Raw genomic sequence first — 20,881 nt, forward strand, 5'->3', positions numbered from 1 at the left:
TGCCTTACGCAGGGGAAAGTTTATGCAGGCTATTGCGGATAGTCCGCCAGCACTCGCCTGATTTCCTGCTCCATCAGTTCGCCGCGCCATCCATCAATCAGCTCCGGCAAACGTTCACGCGGTTTAATCTGCCAGTGCCAGCTCAGCAGCTGATTAATCTGACGACGTGAAGCCAGCAGTTCGGTACTCAGTCCGCTGCGCTCGCTTACCTCCTGCACCAGCGCTTTCAGCGCTTTAAACGCCTTTTTATAGTGCGGGTGATCGTTGATATTCATCAGCATGGCCGGCAGGCTCTCTTCCGGCAGCGCATTGGCTTCGCTCACCATATCCAGCAGCGTTTTGCCGTGAAAACGAATTTCGTGTCCGCTCAGCCCTAAATGATCCAGCTCGCCCAGCGAGGTCGGTTGATAGCGCGCCACTTTCCAGAGGTTTTCTTCGCGCACCACGAAATTGACCGCCATGTTCTTTTCACGCGCCAGCTTCAGACGCCAGGCTGCCATACGTTGCAGCGCCGCCAGCTGACGCGGACGCAACAGTGAAGCATTGCTGATTTCGCGATACGCCTCTTCCGGCGCGAGGATGTCGGTACGGCGTTGACAAAGCAGCAAACATTCGCTGCGCGCCGCGTCCAGCTGCCCCGCTGCGGCGGTTTCATCCATCAGCGTATGGGCGATCGGCAACAGCCAGAAGACATCTGCCGCCGCGTATTCGCACTGGCGCGTCGACAGCGGACGCGCCAGCCAGTCAGTACGCGATTCGCTTTTATCCAGTACTTCGCCGGTGAATTGCTCCACCATCGCGGCAAAACCCATCGACAACGGACGTCCGCTAAAGGCGGCCAGGATCTGCGTATCGATCAGCGGCGTCGGCAGTACGCCGAAACTGTGCAGAAATACTTCCAGATCTTCACTGCCGGCATGGAGAAATTTTGTGATGCTGTTGTCGCTTAACAGCTCAATAAGCGGCTGCCACTGAGTGATGGTCAGCGGATCGACCAGCGTAATTTGCTCGCCATCATAGATCTGTAGCAGCCCCAGTTGCGGATAGTAGGTACGGGTGCGGACAAACTCGGTATCGAGCGCGATAGCACGATGTTGACGCGCCGCTTCGCAGCAGGCTTGCAGCGCCTCATTAGTAGTGATGTAGGTGTAATTCAAATCCTTGCTCTCTTGCCAGCGGTACGTTTGCGTTGCTGATGAAATAACAATGAAAACGCCGGGTTAACCGGCGTTTTCAGCAACAGCTTAACATATTACAGGCTGTCAGGCGGCAGGCGCTTTGCTTATCTCATCGCGTAACGCGCGTCGTAAAATTTTTCCGACATTGGTTTTTGGCAGGTCATCGCGAAACTCGACGATTTTTGGCACTTTATAGCCGGTCAGATGACGCCGACAGTGGGCGATCAGCTCATCTTTGGTCAGGGTAGGATCCTTTTAACGATGCAGATTTTTACCGCTTCGCCGGAAAGATCGCTCGGTACGCCAATCGCGGCGGCCTCACGCACTTTCGGATGCTGCATCACCACATCTTCAATTTCGTTCGGATAAACATTAAAGCCCGAGACCAGAATCATATCTTTTTACGATCGACAATACGTAAGAAGCCTTCATCGTCAGCAGTAACGATGTCGCCGCTGTAAAGCCAGCCCTCTTTCAATACTTCATCGGTCGCATCCGGGCGCTGCCAGTAGCCCATCATCACCTGCGGCCCTTTAATACAGAGTTCACCCGGCTGACCGTGCGCGACTTCATAGCCGTTATCATCCACCAGCTTAATATCGGTGGATGGCACCGGCAGGCCGATACTGCCGTTGTGACAGGTAATATCGTAGGGGTTAACCGAAACCAGCGGCGAACATTCCGTCAGGCCATAACCTTCCAGCAGATAATGGCCGGTCAGCTTCTCCCAGCGCTCCGCCACCGCTTTTTGCACCGACATCCCGCCACCAGCGGATAAGCGCAGCGTGGAAAAATCGAGCTGCTGGAAATTTTTGTCATTTAATAGCGCGTTAAACAGCGTATTCACGCCGGTAATGGCGGTAAAGGAATATTTGCCCAGCTCTTTCACAAAGCCCGGAATATCGCGCGGATTGGTGATCAGCAGGTTTTGCCCGCCCAGTTCAATAAACAGCAGGCAGTTCACGGTCAGGGCAAAAATGTGATAAAGCGGCAGCGCCGTAACGACCAGCTCTTTGCCGTCGCGCAGCAGCGAGCCGTAGGTGGCTTTAGTCTGCTCAAGATTGGCCTGCATATTGCGGTGCGTCAGCATCGCCCCTTTGGCGATCCCAGTGGTGCCGCCGGTGTACTGCAAAAAAGCCAGATCTTCATTGCGTATCTCAGGGCGGGAATAGTCCAGCTGTGCGCCCTGTTGCAGCACGCTACGAAAAGAGACTGCATCCGGCAGATTATATTTAGGCACCAGCCGCTTTACATACTTCACGACGAAGTTGACCAGTGTGGCTTTCGCAGGCGACAGCTGATCGCCCAGCCGCGTCAGAATAACGTGTTTAACCGGCGTTTTTGCCACCACTTTTTCCAGCGTATGGGCAAAGTTAGAGACGATGACAATGGCTTTCGCACCGCTGTCGTTCAGCTGATGCTCCAGTTCGCGCGGGGTATAGAGCGGATTAACGTTGACTACCACCATGCCAGCGCGCAACACGCCGAACAGTGCAACCGGATATTGCAGCAGGTTTGGCATCATGATAGCCACCCGATCACCCTTCTCTAATCCAAGCGTCTGCTGCAAATAAGCGGCAAAGGCGCGGCTACGCTGTTCCAGCTTACGGAAGCTCATCGCCTGCCCCATATTAATAAACGCGGGACGATCGGCGTAACGCTGAGCCGCCTGTTCAAACAGATCGATAAGCGATGTATAACGATCGGCATTGATCTCAGCCGGGACATCGGCGGGATAACGGTTCAGCCAGACCTTATTCAAGGGTTCACCTCGGAAATCATATTTGTTCGCCATCGCAGCCTCAGCACGCCCAACTGTTAACATTATATTAACTCATTGTACCAGTATGCCTAACACACGGCGTTCAGGCTGCGAGGCCCATCACTAAATTTTCTTTACTTATAACAATAAAATGGCCCGGTCACATATCATGCAACCGGGCCGCTAATAACTACCGTTATCGTTACTCAGTCAGGATAGTTTGCACCTGGACCGGGCCGGTATTGTAATAGCCCATCCAGGGATTCGGTCCCCAATAGCCGGGGTGATGACGCGTGGGCCCATACCAAATCCACGGGTCGATCGGCTGCATCGGCATAACGACCTGCTGCTGCACACGCCAGCGCTGGTAGCCCGTCACGCTCACCACCACAAAGTTGTAGCTGGCCTTGCCGATTTCGCCTTTTTCGCTGCCTTTAATGGTGCCGACCACCGTCACCATTTGATTCGTCACATCGACAGGATCGATAAAGCCGTTCACATCAGCCCAGATCCGGCCAACGGAAGCCGCGCCCAGGCGCGGTCTCGCGCTTTCATCCAGCAGCTGAGTCGCGATTTCCAGCCGTGTGCGGCCATCGAGGTTAGTCACCTTCACGACTTTACCGCCGAAGCGCGCTTCCTGCCCGACATAGAGCTGCGGCGCGTTCATTACCCGCAACAGATCCTGCTGCGGCATTGGCGACCGACCCTTCACGGAATCAGGAACAGATACGCATCCAGCCAACAGCAACGCCGTCGCCAGGAGTGCCGCTGCATGAATCAGATTTTTACGCATAGCTTTTCTCCAGAAACCTGTCTGATTAGACTATTGCGTATTAAATAAGTTGCTGCCAGCCTATTCGCGGCCCGGCAATTTTTTCCATGCCACTTCATTGCGTAAATAGGCAGGCTCAACCTGCTCCGGCGCCAGTGCGCCGCCCTGCTGCCAAAGCTGCTGCGCCAGCGGCAGCATCGCTTCGGCGGCTGGCAGCGTAATATCGCTGGCCTGCAGCGTCAGCGGGCTTTCAACGCTCAGCTGCGGCCATGCCGACCAGCCGGTGCCAACGGTCATCCACTCACCCGATAGCTGCTGCATTCGCGCCAGCGCTGCGTCCGGCTTCAGCACGGCTTCGCTCGCTTCACCCTGCCAAACTCCCGCTTCGCTACGCTGATACTCTGCCCAGTAAACTTCGCCCATACGCGCATCGATCGCCGCCAGCACACGGCTGGCACCGTGGCGTTTCCAGGCGGCTTCGGCCATGGTCATCAGCGTCGAGATGCCAAGCAGCGGCAAACCGGCGCCAAACGCAAGTCCCTGCGCGATGCCGATGCCGATACGCACGCCGGTAAAACTACCCGGCCCACGACCGAAGGCCAGCGCATCAAGCTGCGACAGCGTAATGTGATGACGCGCCAGCATCTCTTCAACCAGCGGCAAAATGCGCTGGGTATGCTCGCGGGCGCAAAGTTCAAAATGGGCGTCAACGACGCCATCCAGCGACAGCGCTACGGAACAGGCTTCAGTAGCCGTATCAAGGGCTAAAATTCGCGCGGACATAACAACCTCAGGCGAGAAAATTTTTCGGCGCGCATCTTAGCACAGCCCGACCAGAATTACTCATTATCGGGCCGATCGAGAAAATTAACTGCTTTTTGCAAATCACGCGTGCGCGGCGTTGGCGGCAGGCTGTTAAGAAATACCGCGCCATAAGGCCGCATCACCAGGCGGTTATCACAGATCACCAGCACACCGCGATCGTCCACGTCGCGAATCAGGCGACCAACGCCCTGCTTCAGCGTAATGACCGCATCGGGCAGTTGCACCTCATCAAACGGATCGCCGCCGCGCAGGCGGCAATCTTCCATGCGCGCTTTCAGTAAAGGATCGTCGGGCGAGGTAAACGGCAGTTTGTCGATGATCACCAGCGACAGCGCATCGCCAGGCACGTCCACGCCTTCCCAGAAGCTGCTGGTCGCCACCAGCAGCGCGTTGCCCGCCTCGATAAACTGCTTCAGCAGCTGCGCCTTGCCGGTTTCGCCCTGCAGCAAGACCGGCAGCGTCAGGCTGGCGCGAAACTCCTCGGCCAGCGCACGCATCATCTGATGCGATGTGCAAAGGAAAAAACAACGGCCATTATTGGCCTGAATCAGTGGCAGCAGACGACGCGCCAGCTGTTTCGCTCCACCCGGCTGATTGGGCGACGGCAAATCGCGCGGCACACAAAGCAGCGCCTGGCGCGCATAGTCGAACGGGCTGTTCAGGATCATGCTCTGCGCCTGATGCACGCCAAGGCGATCCATAAAGTGGGTCATCTGCTCATTAACCGCCAGCGTCGCCGAGGTAAAAACCCAGGCGGCCGGACGCTCATTAATCACTTCACGAAAACGTTCGGCGACGGAGAGCGGCGTCAGCGCCAGCACAAAGTGACGCGAGGTACATTCGTACCAATAGCTGAAGCCGGGTTCGCTGATATTTTTCAGGCGTTTCAGTCGATTGCGGTATTGCGAGGCGCGCTCAAAAGCGGCGTCCAGCAGCGCCGAACGGCCCAGCGACATTTTTGCCACGTCGTAACAAAGCTCCAGCGCATCATCCAGCAGAGTTAAGGCGCGCTGGACGTCGCGGTCGTTCAGGATCTCGCGCAGGTTGCCGCGAAAACCCGGCTCACCTAACGCCAGACGAAAATCCTGGGCGCTCTGCGCCAGGCGATCGGCGGACTTTTGCAGTTGCTGCACGTCGCGAATCTCGGTGCGGTAGGCGATGGTAATATCTTTCGCTAAATCCAACAGCTGACGGCTGGAGAGCTGCTGGCCAAAATACTGGCTGGCGATATCGGGCACCTGATGCGCTTCATCGAAGATCATCACATCCGCTTCCGGGATCAGCTCGGCAAAGCCGCTCTCTTTCACCACCATATCCGCCAGAAACAGATGATGGTTAACCACCACCACATCGGCATCCATCGCGCGCCGACGCGCCTTCACCACAAAGCACTCTTTATAGAGCGGACAGTCGTTGCCGAGGCAGTTGTCATTGGTGCTGGTGACCAGCGGCCAGATGGCGCTGTCCTCCGCCACGCCGCTGCAGCTGCTGATATCACCATCGGCGGTTTCGCTGGCCCAGCTGCGCAGATAAACCAGGTCGCTGAGGGTTTGCACAGTCAGTTCGCCGCCGGTCATGCTTTGCTGCTCCAGCCGCTCCAGACAGAGATAGTTGGATCGCCCTTTCAGCAAGGCGGTTTTCCCTTTATAGGCCAGCGCTTTGGTGATTTTCGGCAAATCGCGGCTGTAAAGCTGATCCTGCAGCGCTTTCGAACCGGTAGAAATAATCGCCTTTTTCCCGGCGCGTAATACCGGCACCAGATAGGCGTAGGTTTTTCCGGTGCCGGTGCCCGCTTCTACTACCAGCTCGCCGCGCTGTTCAATCGCCTGCGTAACTGCCGCCGCCATCTGCTGCTGCGCTTCGCGCGGGCGAAAGCCGGGGATCGCCTGCGCCAGGGCGCCATCGGCTGCAAAATCGTCTGCCACATATCCTCTCTGGTTGCGTTAAAACGGCCCGATTATGTCAGTATTCCCGTCCGGGCTCCAGACGCGGCTTAACGCATCCCCTTTGCTGAGCAAGAGGGATGACAGCGCCGGGTTAACTATGCCAGGCTAGCGGCGCGTAAAAATGGAATAAGGAAAGAATGTATGTCTGTTACCCGTATCGACCCTGAACATCGTATGTCTGAAGCAGTCATCCACAACGATACCGTCTATTACACCAGCGTGCCGGAAAACCTGGATGAGGACGCCGAAGCACAAACGGCGAATGCGCTGGCGGTCATCGATCGGCTGTTAACCCGCGTTGGCTCAGATAAAAGCCGTATCCTGGATGCCACCATTTTTCTGGTCGACAAAGCGGATTTCGCCGCCATGAATCGGGCCTGGGATGCCTGGGTCTCGCCAGGTAACGCGCCGGTGCGCTGCACCGTTCAGGCCGGTTTGATGAACCCGAAATATAAAGTCGAAATCAAAGTTATCGCTGCGCTGAATCCTGCCTGATCAGGCTTCATCATCTTCTTCATCTTCAAAGCGCGCCGCAATATGTCCGCCAGTATGCGTCTGGCGGATCTCCTGCGCGACGCGGGTAATCGCCTCGCCGCTGCTCATACCTTCAGCCATCAGCTGATGAATACGCTCTACCGCCTGCTGCTGCTGTTCATGGCTTAACGCCGGTAAACCTGTAAACATAATGGCTCCTGTTGGGTAATAATAAGGGCAGAAATTTTATCGCAAACAAACAGATGCCAGCACCGACAAAATATGCCAGGCTTGCCGTTTGTCCACGTTAAAAACGCTGCTGAGAGTGATGCCCGTAGTCTACCACGCTTTACCCTATACGCCTGATGCGCTTTCTGAACGCTTTGGTCGCATCGCCCATTTGCCTTGGGCGATGCTGCTCAGCTCCGGTTTTGCCGCTCATCCCGATAGCCGCTTCGATATTCTGGTCGCCGACCCTGTTGTGACGCTGGAAACACGTGGTCTCATTACGCGCATTGCAAAAGGTGACACTGTCACTGAATCAGCAGACGATCCGCTGGCGTTGCTGGAAGCGGAACTGGCCCGCGCGCTACCCGTGCTGTCGGCGAATGAGAATCTGCCGTTTCAGGGCGGCGCGCTCGGTCTGTTTGGCTACGATCTTGGTCGTCGTTTTGAACGTCTGCCACAGCAGGCGGTGGCGGATATTGCCACGCCGGATATGGCGGTCGGCATCTATAGCTGGGCGCTGATTGCCGACCACCAGCAGAAAACCCTGACGCTGGTGGATCATCTGGGCGGTGGCCTGCGCTGGCTGAACAGCCTGCCGCCGCGTCCGCCCGCCGTGCCGTTTCGCCTGACCTGCCGCTGGCAATCGAACATGACGCCGGAAAGCTATCGCCAACGCTTCGATCGCATCCAGGCGTGGCTGCAGGCGGGTGATTGCTATCAGGTCAATCTGGCCCAGCGTTTTCAGGCTGGCTATGAAGGCGCTGAGTGGCAGGCGTTTCAGCGACTCAATGCCAGTAACCGCGCGCCTTTCAGCGCGTTTGTGCGTCTGCCGGAGAGCGCCATTCTCAGCCTGTCACCGGAACGGTTCCTTTCCTTAAAAGAAGATGTGATCGAAACGCGCCCGATTAAAGGCACGTTGCCGCGTCTTGAAGATGCGGAGGCGGATCGTCTTCAGGCACGCAGGCTGGCGGAATCGGAGAAGGATCGGGCGGAGAACCTGATGATTGTCGATCTGCTGCGCAATGATATTGGCCGCGTCGCCCTGCCCGGCAGCGTGCAGGTGCCAGAGCTATTTGTGGTGGAGCCTTTCCCGGCGGTACATCACCTGGTCAGCACCATTCGTGCGCGTTTGAAACCTGACCTGAGCGCCTGCGATCTGCTGCGCGCCTGTTTTCCTGGCGGATCGATTACCGGCGCGCCCAAAGTACGGGCGATGGAAATCATCGAGGCGCTGGAGCCGCAGCGCCGCAATGCCTGGTGCGGCAGCATCGGTTATTTAAGCTGCTGCGGCAGAATGGACAGCAGTATTACCATTCGCACGCTTATCGCTGAAGGCGGACAGTTCTACTGTGCGGCGGGCGGCGGCATCGTTGCCGACAGCGAAGCCGAACTGGAATATCAGGAAACGCTGCACAAACTGGGCCGTATCTTGCCGCTGCTGGAGGACGAAGCAAACCATGAACCATCCTCTGACGCTTGATACTTTCCTTACGCGTTTTCAGCTACAGCCGCCGCCGTTGGCGCCTGCACTTTCGCCCGCTCGCCGTCAGGCGGCGGTGCTGGTGCCGATCGTCGCGCGCGAAGAGCCGGGTCTGTTGCTCACTCGCCGCGCGCCCTGGCTGCGTAAACACGCCGGACAGGTCGCCTTTCCCGGCGGTATGCAGGACGCCAGCGATCCCTCGCTGCAATTTACCGCCCTGCGCGAGGCGCAGGAAGAAATTGGCCTGCAGCCCCGGGATGTGCGTATTGTCGGCACGCTGCCTGCAGTCAGCAGCAGCACCGGCTTTAGAGTGACGCCGATCGTCGGCATTATCCCGCCCGATCTGCGCTGGCAGCCCAGCGTAGATGAAGTGGACGCCATCTTTGAAATGCCGTTACAGGAAGCGCTGCGCCTGTCGCGCTATGCGTCGCTGGATATTCACCGTAACGGTCTCAGCCATCGTGTCTGGCTCTCCTGGTATCAGCAATATTTTGTCTGGGGCATGACCGCAGGCATTCTGCGCGAGCTGAGCCTGCAGGTGATGCCAGAGTTGGCTGGCGTTTAACCAAATAAAAGTTGTGCAAAAAGCAGGCTTTCCGTGATATTTCACTAAATATTCTTCAGTAAGCGATCCAAATCACTTCCCTATTACTCCGGAATAGTTATATTTAGCGCGCCGATTACCCAAGAAATTTCTGAGGTATTTCGCATAACTCTGGTTCAGGACAAAAATCCGCGCGACTCACCGTTTTGCTTATTTTTTCTCCTGACCACAATAAGTTTTTCTCGCTGAGCTAATTAGTTTATTTCATGCGAAAAGATGAATTTTTAACCACCAGGATGATTACTATACGCAGTGTCTGTTTTGCTGCGCAGTTAATTTAAGGAGCGTGTAACGTGATTAGCGTTTTCGACATGTTTAAGATCGGCATTGGCCCGTCCAGTTCCCATACGCTGGGCCCGATGAAAGCCGGTAAACAGTTTGTCGATGATTTGATCCGGGATAACCGGCTGTTGGACGTTACGCGCATCGCCGTCGAGGTTTACGGCTCGCTTTCCCTGACCGGTAAAGGGCACCATACCGACATCGCCATTATTATGGGCCTGTCCGGTGCTGCGCCGGAAACCGTTGATATTGACACGATCCCAGCCTTTATCCGCGATGTGGAGCAGCGTGAACGCCTGCTGCTGGCGAACGGTCAGCATGAGGTCGATTTCCCGCGCGAAGGCGGCATGAATTTCCGCAGCGAAAACCTGTCGCTGCATGAAAACGGCATGCGCATTCACGCTTTCTCCGGCGAAACCTGCATCTACAGCAAAACCTATTACTCCATCGGCGGCGGTTTTATTGTCGATGAAGAGCATTTTGGCGAATCGGTGCTGGACGAAGTCGCGGTGCCGTATCCGTTTAACTCCGCCAAAGAGTTGCTGGCGCACTGTCGTGAAACCGGCCTTTCGCTCTCCGGCCTGGTGATGAAAAACGAACTGGCGCTGCACAGCCGCCAGGAGATCGAGAGCTATTTCGCCGCCGTCTGGCAAACCATGCGCGACTGCATCGATCGTGGTCTGAATACCGAAGGCGTGCTGCCTGGCCCGCTGCGCGTACCGCGTCGTGCCGCCGCGCTGCGTCGGATGCTGGTTTCATCCGGCAAGCATTCCAATGATCCGATGAATGTGATCGACTGGGTGAATATGTTCGCGCTGGCGGTTAACGAAGAGAACGCCGCTGGCGGTCGCGTGGTCACCGCGCCTACCAACGGCGCCTGCGGGATTGTACCTGCGGTACTGGCCTATTATGACCATTTTATCGAATCGGTCAGCCCCGATATTTTTATCCGCTACTTCCTGGCTGCAGGCGCGGTCGGCGTGCTGTATAAAATGAACGCCTCGATTTCCGGTGCCGAAGTGGGCTGTCAGGGCGAAGTGGGCGTCGCCTGTTCTATGGCGGCGGCAGGCCTGGCGGAGCTGCTGGGCGCCAGCCCGGAACAGGTCTGCGTGGCTGCCGAAATCGGTATGGAGCATAACCTCGGTCTGACCTGCGATCCGGTCGCCGGTCAGGTGCAGGTTCCCTGTATCGAACGTAACGCTATCGCCTCGGTAAAAGCGATTAACTCAGCGCGTATGGCGCTGCGTCGCACCAGCGAACCACGCGTGTCGCTCGATAAGGTAATCGAAACCATGTATGAAACCGGCAAAGATATGAACGCCAAATACCGTGAAACTTCACGCGGCGGCCTCGCCATCAAGGTGCAGTGCGATTAATGCACTAAAGACTGGTTAAACATAAAGCAGCGTCCCGTGACGCTGCTTTTTTTATGGAGAATTTGACGGCGCATCGCTTATAGTCAACGGCTGCCGCGCAGTGCAACAGCGGCCAGCTTGTTAACCTCGCCACTGGTCAGCCAACAAGCAGCTTATTGTTCTCGTCAGCAGCCGAAGCGCCTTTTTCATCAACGTCGCTAAACTTAACGGCAAGGTTGCCGATATGAAAATGTCGGATTTTTATTTTGGTTTTAAGGGTGGCGACGGATGCAGGTATCCCAGCAGATTATTGGGCAATTTCGGCGAAAACGCTTGTTAATCGCGTCGATAGTCGCTGTACTGGTGCTTATCCTTACATTAACCCTCCGTTTTTTCGAAGAAAAAAATCGTATCGAGCGGCAATCGCATCACTTCGCCAATAACGCGATCCAGCGTTTCGACCGGCTTTTCTCGCCGCTCGACATTGCGGCGAACAATACCGTCGGGCTGGTCGGCCTGAAATGTAATGACGTGCGTTTTCTGCTGAATGAAAAAATCTCAGCGCTGCAAACCGTGCGCGCGATTCTACTGGTCAACAATGACACCATTTACTGTTCCAGCGTCTATGGCGAACGGTCGATTACCTTTAGCGAAACCTATCCCGAACTGGCGGTCAATAATCAACGTATGGCGCTCAGCGTCGACGACTATCTATTGAAAGGTTCGCCCACTCTACTGCTCTGGACCGCCACCTCGCTGGACAACCGCTCTGGCATTCTGCAGGTCGTTAATATTGAGTTGATGAGCAATTATCTGCTGGAGCCGACGCTGCCCTGGGTTGAACGCGCGGTATTTAATGTCGGCGGCAAAAGCCTGGAGTACGGCAATCCGCTAATTGAAAACGTCGCGCCTGCGGAGGATGAGGTTAGCTATCAACAGGCTTCGCTGCGCTATCCCTTTACTATTACGCTGTTCGGCCCGGCGCCGAACCACCTGGCGCTGCTGGCGCTGCCCTCTCAGTTGCCGCTGGCGCTGCTGCTTAGCCTGCTGACCGGCTATATTGTCTGGCTGGCGACGGCTAACCGCATGAGCCTCTCCTGGCAGATCAGTTACGGGCTCTCCGCACGCGAATTTATGGTTTACTGTCAGCCGCTGATCGATAGCCGCACCGGCGGCTGCGACGGCATTGAACTGCTGCTGCGCTGGCACAATCCGCGTCAGGGCTGGATCCCGCCGGACGTTTTTATTCCGTTGGCCGAGCGTCATAACCTGATCGCGCCCCTGACCCGCTTTGTGATTAAGGAAGCCGTACGTCAACTGCCCCAGCTGCCCCACTGCGCCGGTTTTCATATCGCCATCAACGTAGCCGCCAGCCATTTTCATAATCGGGCCATTATTGAGGATTTGCAGAAGCTCTGGTGGCCAGCCAATCCCGCACCGCGGCTGGTAGTCGAGTTAACCGAGCGCGATGCGCTACCGCTGATGGATCAGGGCGTCGTCTCCCAGCTGCAAACGCTGGGAATTAAGGTGGCGATCGATGATTTCGGCACCGGCCACAGCTCCCTTTCCTATCTGAAAACCCTGAGTCCGGACGTGCTGAAGCTGGATAAGATCTTTACCGCCGCGATTGGTACCGATGCGATTAACGCCACGGTGACCGATATGGTGATTTCTCTGGCGCAGCGCCTGCATATCAGGCTGGTGGCGGAAGGCGTGGAAACCGCCGAGCAGGCCAGCTATTTATGCCAGCGCGGCGTGGATACGTTGCAGGGATATTATTATGCACGGCCGATGCCGCTGGAGGCGTTTCCCGCCTGGCTGGCCCAGCATCAGGCCAGCCTGAGCGCATAAAGCCGGGGCAGACGCCCCGGCTATTTATCAGGCATCTTCTTCCTGTTGCGGCCGCTCTTTGGTAACCCGCACCAGATCGATACGGTAATCGGTCGCTTCAACAATCTCAAAGTGCAGCGGTGGCATATCAATGGTTTCGCCCGGCTGTGGCAGCTGGCCTTTTTGCGCAATCAGCAGGCCGGCAAGCGAGGCGTAATCATCTCCCGGCTGCACCAGATTGTAGTAATCAAGCTGCTGCTGAAGCGAATGCAGATCGGTACCGCCTTTAACCAGCCAGCTTTCGCCATCGGTAATAATATCCGGCGTTTCGTCCTCATCAGGGAACTCACCCGCAATCGCTTCCAGCACGTCAAGCGGCGTCACCAGACCCTGCACCACGCCAAACTCATTGGTCACCAGTACAAAACCGCCTTTCGCCCGGCGCAGCACGCCCAGTAAGTTAATGGGATCCAGCGTTTCCGGCACGATAATCGGCGGCGACGAGGCGGCGAAGGCATGAATATCCATACCATGCTCCAGCGCCACCAGCAGATCTTTCGCGCGGACAATGCCAATTACCTCATCCAGTTCACCCTGACAGATCGGGAACAGGCTGTGCGGCGTGTCCAACAGCTGCATACGGATTTCATCCAGCGGCTTGGTGGCGTCCACCCAGGAAATTTCTCCGCGCGGCGTCATGATGCTGCGAATCGAGCGCGAAGCGAGCGTCAGCACGCCGTTAATCATATAGCGCTCTTCATCCTTAAAGGTTTCCTGCGGCAGAGTCTGACTTTCCACCGTGGCCTGCCCGCCTTCGACCGCCTGGATGCCACCGCGACGTCCACCCATCAGGCGTAAAATCGCTTCGGCGGTACGTTCACGCATCGGACGGTGCGACTGATGGCGGATAAAGTTACGGCGCGCAATCTGGTTAAACAGCTCAATCAGAATCGAGAAGCCGATCGCCGCGTACAGATAGCCTTTCGGGATATGGAAACCGAAGCCTTCTGCAACCAGGCTCAGGCCGATCATTAACAGGAAGCTCAGGCACAGCACCACAACCGTCGGATGCGCATTGACGAAGTTGGTCAGCGGTTTCGACGCCAGCAGCATGATACCCATAGCGATCACCACGGCAGTCATCATCACCGGCAGGTCATTCACCATACCCACGGCGGTAATCACGGCATCCAGCGAGAACACGGCGTCCAGCACCACAATCTGGATAACGACCGCCCAGAAACTGGCATAGCTTTTATTACCTTCGCTGCCATGCTGACGGTTTTCCAGCCTTTCGTGCAGCTCCATTGTGGCTTTAAACAGCAGGAAGATACCACCGAACAGCAGGATCAGATCGCGCCCCGAAAAGCTGAAGTCTGCAATGCTGAACAGCGGCCGCGTCAACGTCACGATCCAGGAAATTAACGACAGCAAGCCCAGACGCATCAGCAGCGCCAGCGACAGACCAATCAGGCGCGCTTTATCACGCTGCTTCGGCGGCAGCTTATCGGCCAGGATGGCGATAAAAACCAGGTTATCAATACCAAGCACGATCTCCAGAACAATCAACGTCAGCAGACCGGCCCAAATCGAAGGGTCTAAAAGAAATTCCATTACAGACTCCGAGAAAAGCAACGGGAAAGCCGAACGCAAAGTTCAGCGAACGTAGCGCGGCAAAGAGAGAAGGCAGAATAAAGCGTGACGCCCAGGGGCGTTGAGAAACAAGCCGGATGACCCGGTGGCATGGATAAGCAACTTCGGTGACAGTCCATAGGGAGGGCTGAGGCCCATTACTCCTGTAGTAAAAAAGAGAGGCTAATATTAGCAGTTGCCATATTGTCGTCAAAATATTTTCGTAAAGTTAACATAACTTTACGCATAAGAAACCCTCGATTTCTAATAATTTCATATCGCAGCGGTAAGCCTGTAAATAACTGAAGTTCGTCACATAATTTATTTTTTCACCCACTAAAATAAATCGCGAAGTTATCCAGATCGTCAGTTAAATAAAAAGAACCGCTCCGCTGACGGCTGACCGAGATAGTTCAACATCGTTGAATTTAGCTTAGTCGAGATAACAGGGTTGGCGAATCGGTAATGTGGCTGAGTCGCTCAATATTGAAAACGGAGGTAGCAAGTGACTATTGCTATTGTAATCGGCACACACGGTTGGGCGGCGGAGCAACTGCTCAAAACCGCCGAAATGCTATTAGGCGAACAGCAAAACGTGGGCTGGATTGATTTTGTACCAGGCGAAAATGCTGAAACCCTGATTGAGAAATACAATGCGCGACTCGCTGAACTGGACACCAGCAAGGGCGTACTTTTCCTGGTCGATACCTGGGGCGGCAGTCCGTTTAACGCCGCCAGTCGTATCGTCGTCGATAAAGAGCGTTATGAAGTCATCGCAGGCGTTAACATTCCGATGCTGGTGGAAACGCTGATGGCACGCGATGACGATCCCACCTTTGAGGAGCTGGTCGCTATTGCGGTAGAAACCGGTCGCGAAGGCGTCAAGGCGCTAAAAGCGAAGGAGCCAGAACCCGCCCCGGCAGCCGCCGCGCCTGCACGCACCGCCGCGCCACAGGCACCGCTCGGCCCTAACGATCATATGAAAATTGGGCTGGTGCGTATCGATGACCGTCTGATTCATGGCCAGGTCGCTACCCGCTGGACAAAGGAGACTAACGTATCGCGCATTATCGTCGTCAGTGATGAGGTTGCGGCGGATAACGTGCGTAAAACGCTGCTGACGCAGGTTGCGCCGCCGGGCGTCACCGCGCATGTGGTGGATGTCGATAAAATGGTGCGTGTCTGGAATAACCCGAAATATGCGCGCGATCGCGTCATGCTGCTGTTTACCAATCCGACCGACGTGGTACGCATTGTTGAACAGGGCGTCGAGGTGAAATCCGTCAATATCGGCGGCATGGCCTTCCGTCAGGGCAAAACGCAGGTTAACAACGCGGTTTCCGTGGATGAAAAGGATATTGAAGCCTTTAAAAAACTTAATGCGCGCGGCATTGAGCTGGAGGTCAGAAAAGTCTCTAACGATCCACGGCTGAAAATGATGGACCTGATTGCCAAAGTGAATCACTGATTCAGCCATCGTCATTCATGACCTGACGCGTCAGGTTTCACGCAGTTTTACTATGTCACAGGAGAAGTGCAATGGAAGTCACCACTCTACAAATTGCGCTGGTATTTATCGTCGCCTGTATTGCCGGTGTGGAATCAATTCTTGATGAATTTCAGTTTCACCGGCCACTGGTCGCCTGTACGTTGATTGGCGCCGTGCTGGGCGATATGAAAACCGGTATTATCATCGGCGGCACGCTGGAGATGATCGCGCTCGGCTGGATGAATATCGGCGCCGCCGTGGCGCCGGATGCCGCGCTGGCTTCGATTATCTCTACCATTCTGGTTATCGCCGGTGGACAGAGCATCGGTGCCGGTATCGCCCTGGCAATCCCGCTGGCCGCTGCTGGTCAGGTGTTGACCATTATCGTGCGTACCATCACCGTTGCTTTCCAGCACGCGGCAGATAAGGCAGCTGAGAAAGGCAACCTTACGGCGATTTCCTGGATTCATGTTACCGCGCTAATCCTTCAGGCGATGCGTATTGCAATTCCGGCCGTTATCGTCGCGGTTTCTGTCGGCACCGATGCCGTTCAAACCATGCTTAGCTCCATCCCGGAAGTGGTCACCAGCGGTCTTAACATCGCGGGCGGCATGATTGTGGTGGTCGGTTACGCCATGGTCATCAATATGATGCGTGCAGGCTATCTGATGCCGTTCTTCTACCTTGGCTTTGTCACCGCTGCCTTTACCGATTTCAACCTGGTTGCGCTGGGCGTGATTGGCGTGGTTATGGCTGCGCTCTATATCCAACTCAGTCCGAAATATAACCGTGCCGCCGGTGGCGCTGCGCCTGCCGCAGGCCCTGCCCAAAACGACCTGGATAACGAATTAGATTAAGGGGTGTGAAAATGGTAGATACAACAGCAGCAACGGCTAAAAAACTGACGCGCGGCGATGTGCGCAGCGTCTTCCTGCGCTCCAATCTGTTTCAGGGATCGTGGAACTTTGAACGTATGCAGGCGCTCGGCTTCTGCTTCTCGATGGTACCGGCCATTCGTCGCCTCTATCCGGAAAATAATGAGGAGCGTCGTCAGGCCATCAAGCGCCACCTGGAGTTCTTTAACACGCATCCCTATCCCGCCGCACCGATCCTCGGCGTTACGCTGGCAATGGAAGAGCAGCGTGCTAACGGCGCGCCTATTGATGATGCAGCGATAAACGGGATTAAAGTTGGTCTGATGGGGCCACTGGCTGGCGTTGGCGACCCGATTTTCTGGGGAACCATGCGTCCGGTTTTCGCCGCGCTGGGTGCCGGTATCGCCATGAGCGGCAGCCTGCTGGGGCCGTTGTTATTCTTTATCCTGTTTAACGCGGTACGCCTGCTGTTCCGTTACTATGGCGTCGCCTACGGCTACAAAAAAGGGGTGGATATTGTTAACGATATGGGCGGCGGCTTCCTGCAAAAACTGACGGAAGGAGCGTCAATTCTCGGCCTGTTTGTGATGGGGGCGCTGGTTAACAAGTGGACGCACGTTAATATTCCGCTGGTAGTGTCGCGTATTACCGATCAGACCGGTAAAACTACCGTGACCACGGTGCAGTCGATTCTTGATCAGCTGATGCCGGGGCTGGTGCCGCTGCTGCTTACCTTTGCCTGTATGTGGCTGCTGCGTCGCAAAGTGAACGCGCTGTGGATCATTATCGGCTTCTTCGTTATCGGTATTTTTGGTTACTGGATCGGCCTGCTCGGCCTGTAATCACCGCTCTGAACGGCCAGTCGCCCGGTGCGCGGCCGTTTTTTTATCCGTTCGCGCCCTGCCCGAGCCTGTTTATCTGAGGAACCGCCATGTCGTTAACCGACTTCGCCATCCTGCTGTTTATTGTTCTACTGCTGCTGTACGCCATTTATGACCAATGGGTTATGCCGCGTCGTCACGGCAAGACGCAGCTGCGCGTTGTGTTGCAGCGGCGCAGCAAAATCGACAGCCTTATTTTTATCGGCCTGATAATGATTCTTATTTATAATAATGTCACTCAACATGGCCCGGTAATAACCACCACCTTATTAATGGCATTAATTTGGTTGCAGTTTATCTGTTCTGGATTCGCTCGCCGCAATTAATACTTAAATCCGAAGGGTTATTTTTCGCCAATGCCTGGATTAATTATGACCGTATAAAGAGTATGAATTTATCTGAGGATGGCGTTCTGGTTATTGAACTGGAACAGCGCCGTCTGTTAATCAGGGTGAAAAAACTGGATGATTTAGAAAAAATCTACCATGTAATGGTTAAAAATCAATAAGATAAAATATAGCAAAAGGCATATTCCTTTTGCTATATTATTGCTCAGATATTGCCTGTTCTGTTTATTCCCACAGCATTCCCTTAACATTAACAGGATTATTATTCACTTCTGGTTAGCACTATTAGCGGCAATTTTCATTACTCCGCTGCGGGTTATATTTTTATTTTGACGCAAAAAGATAATGTGGTAAGGTGAGCGCCGTTATTGGGGAGTAGCCGATTTCTGTAATACAGAAATGCACCTGTCAACATACTCGTTGTAATAGCAACGTGGCATGTGCGACCCATCAGGGTAGGCGAGACCATTGACCGATGTGCCTGTCTGGTTGGGAAGGCGCGTCAGGTTATGGTATTCCCAGCCGAGGTTACGACTTCGATGAACTTTTCCGCTCTGCTTATTCTTTCTTTTGGCATGTCGATGGACGCGTTTGCCGTCGCTATCGGTAAAGGTGCCGCCCTGCAACGTCCGCAGCTACGTGAAGCCCTGCGCACCGGTTTAATTTTCGGGGCGATTGAAACGCTAACGCCGTTAGTCGGCTGGTCGCTTGGTCAGTTTGCCACCCATTTTGTTGCCCGCTGGGATCACTGGATCGCCTTCACCCTGCTCTGCTTTTTAGGCGGCCGTATGGTTATCGAAGGCTGCCGCCAGCATCAGCAGGTTGTGCCCTGCGAACCTGCGGCGCAACATGGGTTATGGCTGCTGGTCACCACCGCTATCGCAACCAGCCTTGATGCGATGGCGATTGGCGTCAGCCTCGCCTTTATGCAGGTCAATATCTTGTTGACCGCCATGCTGATTGGCCTTTCCACCTTTACTATGACGACAATTGGCATGCTGATTGGCCGGATGATTGGGCCGCTGCTGGGCAAACGCGCTGAAATTCTCGGTGGCGTGGTGCTGATTGCCATTGGCGGCCAGATCCTCTGGAGCCATTTCGCCTGACATCCACAGCGGCGGATCCATACGGGTTAATTCCAGCGATTGATTCGCCAGCATAACCCGCACTTACGCGTTTATCGTTACGCGCCGTTGCATTACAACCTCACGCGCAACAACGTCAGGCCTGATTATTCATTACTCACGCCGCCAGAGGCGCACGATAAAATCCGCTTCGCTGGCAAACTGCGCGCTGTCACGCAGCTGCTGCCAAACCTCAGGACCTGCCCGCCAGGCAAACGGCGTCATCTGCAACAGCGTTACCGCATCTGCCCCGGAGAGCGTGAGCGGATAAGCCAACTGCTGCTCCGCAGCCAGCGTAAATCCCGGCAGCTCTTCCGGCTGGGCATCGTGCAGTTTTACCTGCGAATAAATCAATCCTTTGAACTGCAACAGATGGCGCGGCCCTGGCGTTACGGTCAACAAGCAACCGCCGCTACGCACTACGCGCGCCAGCTCTTCTGCTTTACAGGGCGCATAAATGCGCAACACGCCATCCAGCGAAGCATCGGCAAACGGCAAGCGATGGCTGGATGCCACGCAAAAATCGATATGGCGATAGCGTTTGGCCGCCGCGCGAATCGCGACTTTTGCCACGTCCAGTCCGCAAACGCGCGCCTGCTCGCCCAGCCTGTCGGCAACCGCCGCGGTGTAATAACCTTCGCCACAGCCAATATCCAGGACACTGGCCGCCGCGGGCAGCTGTTGTGCAAACTGTGCAGCGACATGTTGCTGTAGCGGCTGATAATAACCGGCATCAAGAAACTGCCGACGCGCCTGCATCATTTCCGCGCTGTCGCCCGGCTCTTTAGAGCGTTTATGCTGCACTGGTAGCAGGTTGACGTAACCCTCTTTTGCCCGATCGAACTGATGCTGTTGCGCGCAGCGCCAGCTGTGATCAATCAGCGTCAACGGCTGGTGACAGAGGGGACAAAGATAATACATGGACTCTTTCTCTGGCTGGAACAGGGGCGCAGTTTACACGCTCGCGGCAACAGCGTCATCCGCCAAAAAGAAAGGCCCCGGCGATTAACCGGGGCCTTTGCATTATCTTTACGCTGTACACGCTCGGCACAGCGAAGAAGACGTTTTGATGCTATCAGATAGCGACAACGTTAACTGCTGCCGGACCTTTCTGACCATCCTGAATTTCGAACTCAACGTTCTGACCTTCAGCCAGCGTTTTGAAGCCATTACCCTGGATAGCAGAAAAGTGAACGAAAACATCTTTACTGCCGTCGGCCGGAGTAATGAAACCAAAACCTTTGGATTCGTTGAACCACTTCACCTGACCTTTAATCTTTGCCATTTTTTAATTCCTTTGGATGTTTATTTGCCCGAAGGCGACTGACAGAAAACCAGAGACAATACTGAATGAGGCACTAATATAAGGTTCGGCAAGGAAGCGGTATTCAACGTCAACGTCTTTACTCATTACTTCTTTACTGAATATGCCATACATAAACAGAGCTGTACCTCGTTTTGCTTAATAGCGTTATCACATATTCGATAATTTATGGCAAGTTATTTTTAAACGGTGATCGAGCTGTCGCACATTTATTGCAAATTCGTCGCATGCTTTGCACATTTAAGCATTATGCCGTCATAAAAAATTTCTTAACGCCAGACCTTTTTATTGACTTAGCGTGCGCCACATCCAGCAGCACATGGGCCTGAAGAGACGTGCGTCTCCGCAACGCTGTTAGTGGCTTCTCATTGTAACTGAACAATATTGCATATTTATTGCATCTTTAAACTGCTCTTTTTGACGCAACCTGTCGGCTTGCAGGGCCAGATAAAACCAGAAAAAAGCATAAATGA

At 54.9% G+C, this 20,881-nt stretch carries 18 protein-coding genes, 2 pseudogenes and 1 riboswitch; of the genes and pseudogenes, 10 read left to right on the top strand and 10 right to left on the bottom strand.

The features are described from left to right. Positions 1-29: 29 nt before the first annotated feature. The 5 genes and pseudogenes from rnd to P3C52_RS10560 form a co-directional block, all read right to left on the bottom strand. A complete protein-coding gene (gene rnd, locus P3C52_RS10540) occupies positions 30-1,157 on the bottom strand; it encodes a ribonuclease D (protein WP_275554957.1) in 1,128 nt (375 codons plus the stop codon). 105 nt (positions 1,158-1,262) lie between these two features. Next, positions 1,263-2,940 (bottom strand): annotated as a pseudogene (fadD, locus tag P3C52_RS10545) (long-chain-fatty-acid--CoA ligase FadD). A 202-nt stretch (positions 2,941-3,142) separates the two neighbouring features. Next, entirely contained in the window at positions 3,143-3,733 is a 591-nt protein-coding gene (locus P3C52_RS10550) for a Slp family lipoprotein (protein WP_275554958.1), read from the bottom strand. A gap of 60 nt (positions 3,734-3,793) precedes the next feature. Then, the gene (tsaB, locus tag P3C52_RS10555; RefSeq protein WP_275554959.1) at positions 3,794-4,495 is read right to left on the bottom strand and encodes a tRNA (adenosine(37)-N6)-threonylcarbamoyltransferase complex dimerization subunit type 1 TsaB; all 702 of its coding nucleotides are present in this window, start codon (positions 4,493-4,495) and stop codon (positions 3,794-3,796) included. Between the two features lie 56 nt (positions 4,496-4,551). Then, positions 4,552-6,462, bottom strand: coding sequence for an ATP-dependent DNA helicase (locus P3C52_RS10560; RefSeq protein ID WP_275554960.1), 1,911 nt, complete (start codon positions 6,460-6,462; stop codon positions 4,552-4,554). A gap of 162 nt (positions 6,463-6,624) precedes the next feature. Here P3C52_RS10560 and P3C52_RS10565 point away from each other — a divergent pair, with 162 nt between their 5' ends. Continuing rightward, entirely contained in the window at positions 6,625-6,978 is a 354-nt protein-coding gene (locus P3C52_RS10565) for a RidA family protein (protein ID WP_275554961.1), read from the top strand. On the opposite strand, the gene P3C52_RS10570 is transcribed toward P3C52_RS10565, so the two are convergent. Beyond that, positions 6,979-7,167: a YoaH family protein gene (locus tag P3C52_RS10570; RefSeq protein ID WP_275554962.1), complete on the bottom strand. Its 189-nt coding sequence runs from the start codon at positions 7,165-7,167 to the stop codon at positions 6,979-6,981. A 118-nt stretch (positions 7,168-7,285) separates the two neighbouring features. Between P3C52_RS10570 and pabB the strand changes: the two genes are divergently transcribed. From pabB to P3C52_RS10590, 4 genes are all read left to right on the top strand, one after another. After that, positions 7,286-8,665 (top strand): aminodeoxychorismate synthase component 1, encoded by a 1,380-nt coding sequence (gene pabB, locus P3C52_RS10575; protein WP_275555046.1) that lies wholly within the window; start codon positions 7,286-7,288, stop codon positions 8,663-8,665. After that, a complete protein-coding gene (locus tag P3C52_RS10580; RefSeq protein WP_275554963.1) occupies positions 8,643-9,230 on the top strand; it encodes a CoA pyrophosphatase in 588 nt (195 codons plus the stop codon). The genes pabB and P3C52_RS10580 overlap by 23 nt, the downstream gene beginning before the upstream one ends. 332 nt (positions 9,231-9,562) lie before the next feature. After that, on the top strand, positions 9,563-10,927 hold the full coding sequence (gene sdaA / locus P3C52_RS10585; protein WP_275554964.1) for an L-serine ammonia-lyase: 1,365 nt from the start codon (positions 9,563-9,565) through the stop codon (positions 10,925-10,927). A gap of 267 nt (positions 10,928-11,194) precedes the next feature. Then, positions 11,195-12,757, top strand: coding sequence for a cyclic diguanylate phosphodiesterase (locus tag P3C52_RS10590; RefSeq protein WP_275554965.1), 1,563 nt, complete (start codon positions 11,195-11,197; stop codon positions 12,755-12,757). A 27-nt stretch (positions 12,758-12,784) separates the two neighbouring features. On the opposite strand, the gene P3C52_RS10595 is transcribed toward P3C52_RS10590, so the two are convergent. Beyond that, on the bottom strand, positions 12,785-14,350 hold the full coding sequence (locus P3C52_RS10595) for a TerC family protein (protein WP_275554966.1): 1,566 nt from the start codon (positions 14,348-14,350) through the stop codon (positions 12,785-12,787). Positions 14,351-14,873: 523 nt separating this feature from the next. Between P3C52_RS10595 and manX the strand changes: the two genes are divergently transcribed. The 5 genes and pseudogenes from manX to mntP all read left to right on the top strand — a co-directional run bounded on the left by manX (position 14,874) and on the right by mntP (position 19,066). Further along, a complete protein-coding gene (manX, locus tag P3C52_RS10600) occupies positions 14,874-15,836 on the top strand; it encodes a PTS mannose transporter subunit IIAB (RefSeq protein ID WP_275554967.1) in 963 nt (320 codons plus the stop codon). Positions 15,837-15,907: 71 nt separating this feature from the next. After that, complete coding sequence (locus tag P3C52_RS10605) at positions 15,908-16,714, top strand: PTS mannose/fructose/sorbose transporter subunit IIC (protein WP_275554968.1); 807 nt, start codon at positions 15,908-15,910, stop codon at positions 16,712-16,714. Positions 16,715-16,725: 11 nt separating this feature from the next. Next, entirely contained in the window at positions 16,726-17,574 is an 849-nt protein-coding gene (locus P3C52_RS10610) for a PTS mannose transporter subunit IID (protein ID WP_275554969.1), read from the top strand. Positions 17,575-17,663: 89 nt separating this feature from the next. Next, a pseudogene (locus P3C52_RS10615) lies at positions 17,664-18,121 on the top strand (DUF986 family protein). A 197-nt stretch (positions 18,122-18,318) separates the two neighbouring features. Beyond that, a riboswitch (yybP-ykoY riboswitch) is annotated at positions 18,319-18,489 on the top strand. 10 nt (positions 18,490-18,499) lie between these two features. Further along, positions 18,500-19,066, top strand: coding sequence for a manganese efflux pump MntP (gene mntP, locus P3C52_RS10620; RefSeq protein ID WP_275554970.1), 567 nt, complete (start codon positions 18,500-18,502; stop codon positions 19,064-19,066). A 132-nt stretch (positions 19,067-19,198) separates the two neighbouring features. Here mntP and rlmA read toward each other — a convergent pair whose 3' ends face one another. The 3 genes from rlmA to P3C52_RS10635 form a co-directional block, all read right to left on the bottom strand. Continuing rightward, positions 19,199-20,005: a 23S rRNA (guanine(745)-N(1))-methyltransferase gene (rlmA, locus tag P3C52_RS10625; RefSeq protein ID WP_275554971.1), complete on the bottom strand. Its 807-nt coding sequence runs from the start codon at positions 20,003-20,005 to the stop codon at positions 19,199-19,201. 154 nt (positions 20,006-20,159) lie between these two features. Further along, positions 20,160-20,369, bottom strand: coding sequence for a transcription antiterminator/RNA stability regulator CspE (cspE, locus tag P3C52_RS10630; RefSeq protein WP_004386688.1), 210 nt, complete (start codon positions 20,367-20,369; stop codon positions 20,160-20,162). A 3-nt stretch (positions 20,370-20,372) separates the two neighbouring features. After that, a complete protein-coding gene (locus P3C52_RS10635) occupies positions 20,373-20,522 on the bottom strand; it encodes a DUF2627 domain-containing protein (RefSeq protein ID WP_275554972.1) in 150 nt (49 codons plus the stop codon). Between the last annotated feature and the right edge of the window lie 359 nt (positions 20,523-20,881).

It is taken from the genome of Mixta sp. Marseille-Q2659 (assembly GCF_940807255.1).
GTDB lineage: Bacteria > Pseudomonadota > Gammaproteobacteria > Enterobacterales > Enterobacteriaceae > Mixta.